Genomic DNA, 8,129 nt, shown 5'->3' on the forward strand with positions numbered 1-8,129 from the left:
CAGTACGACATCTATCAGTACGACATCATTGGTATTAGATATAATGATGGTAGATATTGAACGCTTTTTACTCAAACTGTGCATCGACAAATATACTCATAAAAAAAGACGCAACTTATAAAAGCGGCGTCTTTTATTTTAAAGTCTAGTATGACCTATGCATGCTTTTTCTCAAACGCAATCATAAAATCAACCAACTGCTGTACCCACTCAAGTGGTACGGCGTTGTAAATACTGGCTCGCATACCGCCTACGTCACGATGACCTTTTAGATTTAACAAGCCAGCTTTTTCTGACTCTTCTAAGAACACTTTATCAAGGCTACTATCTGCTAAGGTAAATGGCACGTTCATGATAGAGCGATACTGAGGATCGACTGGGTTGTTATAAAAACTGCTGTCATCAATTGTCTTATAAAGTAAATCGGCTTTTTGCTGGTTGATTTTGCCAATAGCAGCCACACCGCCCTGCTCTTCCAACCAATCAAACACCAGTCCTGCTAAGTACCAAGAGTACGTCGCTGGCGTGTTAGACATAGACTCTTTGTCTGCTTGGTGCTCATAATTCAGTAGCATAGGACACCACTCACTTGCCTGCCCCAACAGATCATCACGGATGATTGCAATGACCAATCCTGCAGGACCGATGTTCTTTTGGGCACCTGCATAGATCATACCAAATTTAGACACATCTATCGGCTGTGACAAGATAGAAGAGGACATATCAGCGATGATTGGTGCCTCTACTTGTGGTGGCTCAAATATCTGTAGACCATGGATAGTCTCATTGGCACAGTAGTGAAAATAAGCGGCACCGTCACTCACATTCCACTCACTTTGGGCGGGTACAGTCGTAAAGTTGTCCTCTTTGCCAGTCGCGACCAAGTTAATCTTACCCAGACCAAGTGCTTCATAGCGCTGGGCTTCTTTAATCGCCTTACCTGACCATGCACCAGTCGTCAAATAATCGCCGCGTCCGCCATTTAGCAGGTTCAATGGAATGGCAGAAAACTGCAAGCTAGCGCCGCCTTGCAAAAACAGCACTTTATAGTTATCTGGTATCTCCATAAGCGTGCGTAGCTTAGCTTCTGCTTTGTCAGTAATCGCCATGTACTCTTTACTACGGTGGCTGACTTCCATGACCGATAGGCCGCGACCTTGCCAGTCGAGCAATTCGCTCTGAGCACGCTCCAATACGGATGTTGGCATGGCGGCAGGGCCAGCACAGAAGTTTGGCAGACGATGCGGCGTACTACTATTAGTATTAGCAGTGGGTGTAGACGTTTGGGTTATAGACATAATCACAGTCCTAGGTATGATGAAATAAAGAAGCGACCTTTATTTCAGTTTGTTGATAAAAAAATTTACATCGATATCAGTTTTAATATCACTCAATGAGATATGCGCTCCCACAGCTGACGTTTAGCATCACTATCTGCAATCATGTCATCTAATGTAGGCACAGTCATAAGGTTGGGGTGCTGAAGACCTTCAGGTAGTACTGTTAAAGCAGCAACTTTTATCTCTTCGCGCAGACCAATCCTAAAGACATATCCAGCAAGGCTGGCATTGGCAAGCTCTACTGTGTCCATACCGGCGCAAATCGGAAATGAGGTCGTCTCATGAGTCATTGAGAGTGCTTGAGTGATATTATTCCATAGCTTTTGGCTATCACTATTAAGTGCCTGAATATCAACCAATATCACCCAATCCCCATAGCGTCCACCTTGTAAGCTAAATGGTGCTACCTTTTTCAAGCTGTCGTCATTTACACTATCACTATTATGACTGCTTTGAGATAATTGATGTGACGCAATAGGCGCAGTTGTTGACTGCACCACTTCATCTATAAAAAATGCGGCGGTTTGGTTTGATTCGATATCTGGACTATTGTGAAGACGAGGTGCATCTGAAGTAGCAGATATCTCATTGCTCACACTATCAAAACTATAGGTGACTGGGCTTTGCTCGGTGGCTGCCTGTTCATGAATACCTAGACCATGAGTATCGTCATTCACATCATCATGGTTGCTGTTATAAGAGTCATTCGTATCATAACCACTGGTCGGCTGAACGACTGTCTCTATAGCAGCTCCAGCACTCGCGGGTTCATTATTTGCGGATTCAGTATCAATAGAGCCAGTATTTGAGCGCTCAACCGAATCTATCGTGATATCCGCTATATTTACGGTACTTGACTCAGGCCGCACCCATTGATTGATACCCATCATCGCTAGGATTTGGCGCTGCTGCACACGGCGCTGCAATACACTTAGCGGGTTTTGGATATCACTCATACGACTCTACTATCCTAATTATGTTGTCTATATAGTTTTTTAGATGATTTTGGTAGTTCTTATCAAAAAAGCTGCCGTACGCCTAGCCAGCGCTCTGACATTGCGAGCAAGCAATCATATTCATCTTGGCTGATTATCGTATCGTGTAACATCACGGTATGCAATGTACTTAGCCATTGTCGATACTCATGATGAGCAGGTCTTACCGTGCTATCGTCATTATAATCTATTTGACTACCATCCTGTTGTCTCTCTGGATAATTAGTACTACCCAAAGTATTTATGGGCCGCTTGATAGAATGAATAGTAGAAATAGGAACCGCAGCAATAATCGCTAATAATTGAATACTATTTAAGTGTTGTGCCGTTAATAACAACCATTGCAAATTGACATCGCTCACTGTCGTTAAATCAATATCAACCAAACGCGCATGACGTCTTAAATCTACAATGTAATGCGCCACACTCTCATCACCTTCACTCAATAATGAGCGCTCATATATTGAGATTATCTGGCCTTTAGCGTCTTTTGATAGGCGATACGCCAGTAAAACTATTACCGACATCTGAGCATCGCTCAGTGCTTCAAATACTTGCCCTGAAGGATCTAGCTGTACCCTTACGCCTTCTATACCAGTTTTGAGTGTCTGTGATGATAGAGCTTGCGTATCCGTATCGTGTAAAACCTCAGACAATATCGGTAGTAACTGCTGTAATTGTAACGCTTGCCATAATGACAGTATGGATAATTTTTGCCTCTCTACAGCTAATGAATGATTGAATGAATTAGCTGCCGAGTAAGAGCGATCACTCGATATTTTTTGATCTACAGAATCACAAGCTAAGCTTTTAGTTAAGTCAGATGTCAGCTGTTGGTGAAATAACTCAACCATACCTTGTTGGTAACGCAACAACATCGTACGGCATTTTGCTTGTTTTTTATAGTACTGATCGCTTTCGTGACTGTGTTCGCTGTCACTTCTAAGCTTTAATTGTTTGATATGTATTTCAGATAAGTCATGACGACGTAACTGGGCTAATGCAAATACAATCAAAGCACTGTCCAAACGTCTATCCAAATTGGCCACTATGGCCAGTAGCTTAGCATCTATCCTATGGGGTAATACTTGCTTATGACTAGTAGAGTCACTTTTAATAGAAAAGTCCTCACCCCAAATATCTGCCAAACCATATAATGCATTTGTTGACAATGGTTGATGCTGATGGCAAAGCATGACCGCTTCTATTAGCGCTTGTGCACCAAGTGGATGATAAATATGATTGAGTACATATTGCGGGAGTGACACCTTTTGAATATCGCTCGCTTCAATTAATATATCTTCTGGTAGGTCAGGGTCAGGTTTGGCCTGCCAAGGCTTCAGCAAATTATCGGTATCTATAGGTGATATTTCTACCTGCAAGCGACCATCGATAATTGTATCTACCTCTTTAGTGAACTCAAGACCTTTATCTGTCAGGCTTTCACTGTTACTTGCAGTGTTATCAAAAATAGCGTTTTGCTTATGGTTTTCTTCTGCATCAATATCGAATAATGATCGATGCGGCAATTGAGACTTTTGAGACTTTTTCTGTGAATTTTTGCTTAGGCTATTTTTTATTACAGCTCCCAAATCACCTAGATGGCGCTGCCGATATATTTCTTTTATTTTCTGCTGATTGATCCGCTTTTCTTTAACGACTTGTACGGCAAACTTACGATAGGCATCAGCATTAATAGCACTCATACGCTCCGTCAAGCTTGGATGAGTGGCAAACCAAGACACATCACCCAAGTCCGCGCCACTACTGGCAAAGAAAAAATGGCTGAGTCCATTGACATCGGCAATACCAGAGAGGCGTGACCCAATCGGGTCCTGATGAATGGCTTTTAAGGTTTCTATGATCGCAGGCGAGCGCGTTAATTGTACGCTGGTTGCATCAGCAAGTAACTCACGCTCACGATTAAAGCTGTGTTTGATTAGCTGGGCACTGGCCATACTTGAGAAGCTCAAACCGTGGAGCAATAATGTCCAGACACTACGGGGTGCTTGACGATCGATCACAGGTCTACTTTGCACCCACCGAGACTCACGTTTGGCTGATGCCTGCTGATGCTGTGATTGTGTCTGCCAATACTCCACCCACTCACTGTGCGTGGTAAAACGGGCGGTCTGTGCCTCTATATGGCGTGCACGACTGTCAACTTGTCTCTGTGATAGAGGAATATCGGTGGCAACTGTATTGTCAGAATAGCGACTATTAGGAATGGGGTCGCTCCAATCATATAGAATCTGTAGGCCAGCTAACACCACCATCAGCTGTAGATTGAACGTGGCATCCCCATGCAAGATATGACCATACTCATGACCAATCAGCCCATATAATGCTTCATCAGACAATTTATCTAGCGCACCTTGGGACACGATAAGCACCATATCTTGACGATGACGACCCGCGACAAAGCCATTGATTCCTTGCTCATTGGGTAGTACGTATAAGAGAGGCGCAGACAAACCTGATGCAATCGCTAACTGATGGGCAATCTCATAATAACGACGATAGACTGGTGGGAAATCACGCTCGCTTCGTACTGCTATATGATGTGAGCGATAGTGAACTTTTTCTTTGATTTCATGTTGATGCGCTACCCCATGACTGTGCTCCCATGGTTCCTGACTGTTATCAATAAACAGTCTGACCGCCCCTACTCGCTGAGCAATAGCGCGACCACCCGCTCTCAAGCGCCGATATTCTAAAAAACTCCCACCAACGAAACTGCCTAATATAAAGAGAATGACTAGTATCAATACCCAGTGATACACACCGCCTGTGAACACCGTTAACAGCAAACCCATGATAGCCAGTGCCACCGCCATATGAGCAAGCACAATAAGGAAAAACAGCCCATAGAGCAATAGACTGCGCCGTGTACGTATCCGCTGTTCACCAAAAAAATCCATCAACTGGGCTGCCTAACATTGGCCAAATTTATCTAAATCTTAGCCCAGATTAACATTCGGTGCTTTAGCAATGGTATCTCTGTCTGCGAATACCAAGGGACTAAGCGGACGAAAGCCAAAAGTCGTACTGACAAGATTGTTAGGGAACACTTCACGATCATTGTTGTAGAACATCACGCTATCATTATAATGCTGACGAGCAAAACCGATTCTGTTTTCGGTATTGGTCAGCTCATCCATCAACTCTTTGATCATACTGTCCGCTTTGAGCTCAGGATAGGCTTCTACCACTGCTGAAAACTGGCTCAACGCTTTGGACAACATGCCTTCTGCCTTGGCAAATAGTGCCATGTGCTCTTGTGAGTCTGGCTGATGCTTATGCGAATCTTGTAGGTTTTGAGCATGATTGCGTGCACTAATAACTCGTGTCAGTGTCTCTTCCTCATGAGTCAGGTAACGCTTGGCTGTTTCGACTAGATTTGGAATCAAATCATGGCGACGTTTGAGCTGCACATCTATCTGCGCAAAGCCGTTCTTTGCTTGGTTACGTGCACGCACCAATTTATTAAATATGGACACCCCAAACACAACGATTAGCACCACAAATATAATGAACAGCCAAACAAACATCTTCATAACCAAACCTCAAAGTGTCCAGAATGTTAACAAACGTTAGTACATTGTATTTTAACGCATATGAATCAATGAAGCTTTTAATTTAAATAAGAAATCGAATGAAATCTTAGACAAAAAAAAGCCCTTTACAATGAAGGGCTTAATACAGAATACCGGTATATTAGGTACTTTATTAGAATATCTATCAAATTTTAGGCAAAAAAAAAGCGACTCCATCAGCACATCCTCGGCACACATCAAATCTATTACCGTTGCTACCTTCCGGTCCTGGCGGGATTCATAGAACAATGTTGCGAGGCTACCAATGGAGCCACCGGATGAGATTATACAAGGATTTTTTAATTTTACAACCCCTATCTTAAAACTGTTTGTTTTAATCGAAAAATAACCCAGTAACCTAGCTCACAAAATTCTCACAGCAACTTATACAGATTTTGCTATTTTAGTGAATGAAGTTGCACACATGTCCGCATTTAGAAAATGAGACGCACAACTTCTCATATGAAAATGGATTTTAAAAACATTCATATGAAGACTATTAAAACTAATTTAGGAGATAATAATGAAAAATGCTTTACTGAATAAAGCGGCACTCGCCTCTGGTACTGCTTGTTTAATGACAGCCATGATGGGTAGCGCCCATGCAGAGCCAACAGGCTATGACCAACTGACGTTTCAGACAGAAGTAAAAGAAGAAATCCAAAACGATGAAGTACGCGCCAGCTTATATAAAAAGGCTCAGGCAACGGATGCCAAAACTTTAGCCACGATGCTTAATACGTCAATCAATAATGCCATGAAAATTGCCAAGCGCTACCCAAGCGTGACCGTCAGCACAGGGCAGCAGCGTACCTATCCACGCTATGACAAAAACGATAAAATCATTGGCTGGACAGGTCAAGCAAACATAGACTTGAAAAGTACAGACTTTGCAGCAACCAGTCAGCTGATTGCGGACCTACAAGAAACCTTAGTCATGGATAATCTTAACTTTGGCGTCTCAGATACCAAAAAAGATGCATTAGAGCAAAAACTAATGACCGAAGCATCTCGCGCTTTTCAGCAGCAAGCGAAGAGCCTGACTCGTGCTTGGGATGCACGTGGCTATCGCGTCGTGAATGTTAATTTGAATACCGGTAGCAACTATCCACGTCCAATGTATAGCGCTATGAGCATGAAATCAGGAATGGCAGACGAGTCGGTACCAAGCCAAAGCTTTGAGTCTGGTAATAGCACTATCTCAGTGACTGCCAATGGTACCATTGAGCTGACCAAATAAGTAAGTACCAAATAAGTAAATGACAACAGGCTTATTTAAAGCTCAGTAAAAGCAATAAATAATAAGGGCAGACGCGATGATCACGTCTGCCCTTTTTATTTATATATTACTAATGACTTTGCTATTGAGATACAGCGTCATTACCGCGCATTCTTAACAGTACCTTCTGATGCCATGGCAAGCGCTCGTAAGCCAAAAGCTGCTCGGCAAGCTTCTTTTTCTTTTGTAGAATCAATGTGTTTTGAATGACATGTACCGTACGATTGACCTGCTGCCCTGTTTGTCCTGATACCTTCTTAACTACAGCGCGGATGCTATGCGGGCCTGGCTGCAGATCGACTGTTGCGACAGAAGCACTTAATCCTTGGGCGATTTCTTTACCATCCAAATATATACTCACTTGATCGCCATTCTGTAGCGCAGGCTTTACGTCAAGCGCGATAACGATACTCTGTGCAGGACGCTGATAGGCACGCTCAGTGCTCGGCTCAATCATGCTCAACTGATAGTTGATATTCACCGCAGGTTTGGTGGCAGCGGCTGCTGGAAGGTCAGTATTGCCTCTGACCTCATTTGGCATGCCTTTTGGAGCGCTACTTTCTCCAGTATTGACGCTGGTCTGGCTGACTTGTTTTCCTGCCTGATCCTCATAAGACTGCGGACGATCGGTAAAAGTCACTTGACCTGTCTGCTCATCAATCACTTTGTAGATGGGTGCTGCGTTGCTGAGAGGCGCACAAAGGCTAGCGATGATAGCCAATGCTCCTAACTGTACATTGCCTCGTAACAAATTCCGCTTTGATAACAAACTCATAGTCAGTCAACCTAATTAGTATTTACTATTAATATACTTTTATAATAACTATTATGCGATACTTTTGGTGCAAAATCAGTAGGATTTGATGTGAAATCAATGATATTTAAAAAAATAGGTGTAATGGACATTTTTCATGCTGGC

General features: G+C 43.0%; 6 protein-coding genes and 1 other RNA gene. 1 reads left to right on the forward strand and 6 read right to left on the reverse strand.

Annotated elements, in window-relative coordinates; translation table 11 throughout:
* Positions 1-155: 155 nt before the first annotated feature.
* From serC to ffs, 5 genes are all read right to left on the reverse strand, one after another.
* The gene (serC, locus tag AS194_RS12535; RefSeq protein ID WP_083499701.1) at positions 156-1,298 is read right to left on the reverse strand and encodes a 3-phosphoserine/phosphohydroxythreonine transaminase; all 1,143 of its coding nucleotides are present in this window, start codon (positions 1,296-1,298) and stop codon (positions 156-158) included.
* Positions 1,299-1,390: 92 nt separating this feature from the next.
* Positions 1,391-2,296, reverse strand: coding sequence for a DNA polymerase III subunit psi (locus AS194_RS12540; protein WP_058025820.1), 906 nt, complete (start codon positions 2,294-2,296; stop codon positions 1,391-1,393).
* Between the two features lie 62 nt (positions 2,297-2,358).
* Positions 2,359-5,256: a M48 family metalloprotease gene (locus AS194_RS12545; RefSeq protein ID WP_058025822.1), complete on the reverse strand. Its 2,898-nt coding sequence runs from the start codon at positions 5,254-5,256 to the stop codon at positions 2,359-2,361.
* Positions 5,257-5,295: 39 nt separating this feature from the next.
* The gene (locus AS194_RS12550; RefSeq protein ID WP_058025823.1) at positions 5,296-5,892 is read right to left on the reverse strand and encodes a LemA family protein; all 597 of its coding nucleotides are present in this window, start codon (positions 5,890-5,892) and stop codon (positions 5,296-5,298) included.
* A 210-nt stretch (positions 5,893-6,102) separates the two neighbouring features.
* Positions 6,103-6,199, reverse strand: an RNA gene (ffs, locus tag AS194_RS13405) — signal recognition particle sRNA small type.
* Positions 6,200-6,454: 255 nt separating this feature from the next.
* Between ffs and AS194_RS12555 the strand changes: the two genes are divergently transcribed.
* Positions 6,455-7,171 (forward strand): SIMPL domain-containing protein, encoded by a 717-nt coding sequence (locus AS194_RS12555; protein WP_058025825.1) that lies wholly within the window; start codon positions 6,455-6,457, stop codon positions 7,169-7,171.
* 121 nt (positions 7,172-7,292) lie between these two features.
* Here the strand turns inward: AS194_RS12555 and AS194_RS12560 are convergent, their stop codons facing one another.
* A complete protein-coding gene (locus tag AS194_RS12560) occupies positions 7,293-7,985 on the reverse strand; it encodes a DUF4124 domain-containing protein (protein WP_058025826.1) in 693 nt (230 codons plus the stop codon).
* Between the last annotated feature and the right edge of the window lie 144 nt (positions 7,986-8,129).

Source organism: Psychrobacter piscatorii (assembly GCF_001444505.1).
Taxonomy (GTDB): domain Bacteria; phylum Pseudomonadota; class Gammaproteobacteria; order Pseudomonadales; family Moraxellaceae; genus Psychrobacter; species Psychrobacter piscatorii_B.

Bases quoted from the DNA above. Each gene is read 5' to 3' on its own strand.
- serC (WP_083499701.1), bottom strand. From the start codon at position 1,298: ATGTCTATAACCCAAACGTCTACACCCACTGCTAATACTAATAGTAGT.
- AS194_RS12540 (WP_058025820.1), bottom strand. From the start codon at position 2,296: ATGAGTGATATCCAAAACCCGCTAAGTGTATTGCAGCGCCGTGTGCAG.
- AS194_RS12545 (WP_058025822.1), bottom strand. From the start codon at position 5,256: ATGGATTTTTTTGGTGAACAGCGGATACGTACACGGCGCAGTCTATTG.
- AS194_RS12550 (WP_058025823.1), bottom strand. From the start codon at position 5,892: ATGAAGATGTTTGTTTGGCTGTTCATTATATTTGTGGTGCTAATCGTT.
- AS194_RS12555 (WP_058025825.1), top strand. From the start codon at position 6,455: ATGAAAAATGCTTTACTGAATAAAGCGGCACTCGCCTCTGGTACTGCT.
- AS194_RS12560 (WP_058025826.1), bottom strand. From the start codon at position 7,985: ATGAGTTTGTTATCAAAGCGGAATTTGTTACGAGGCAATGTACAGTTA.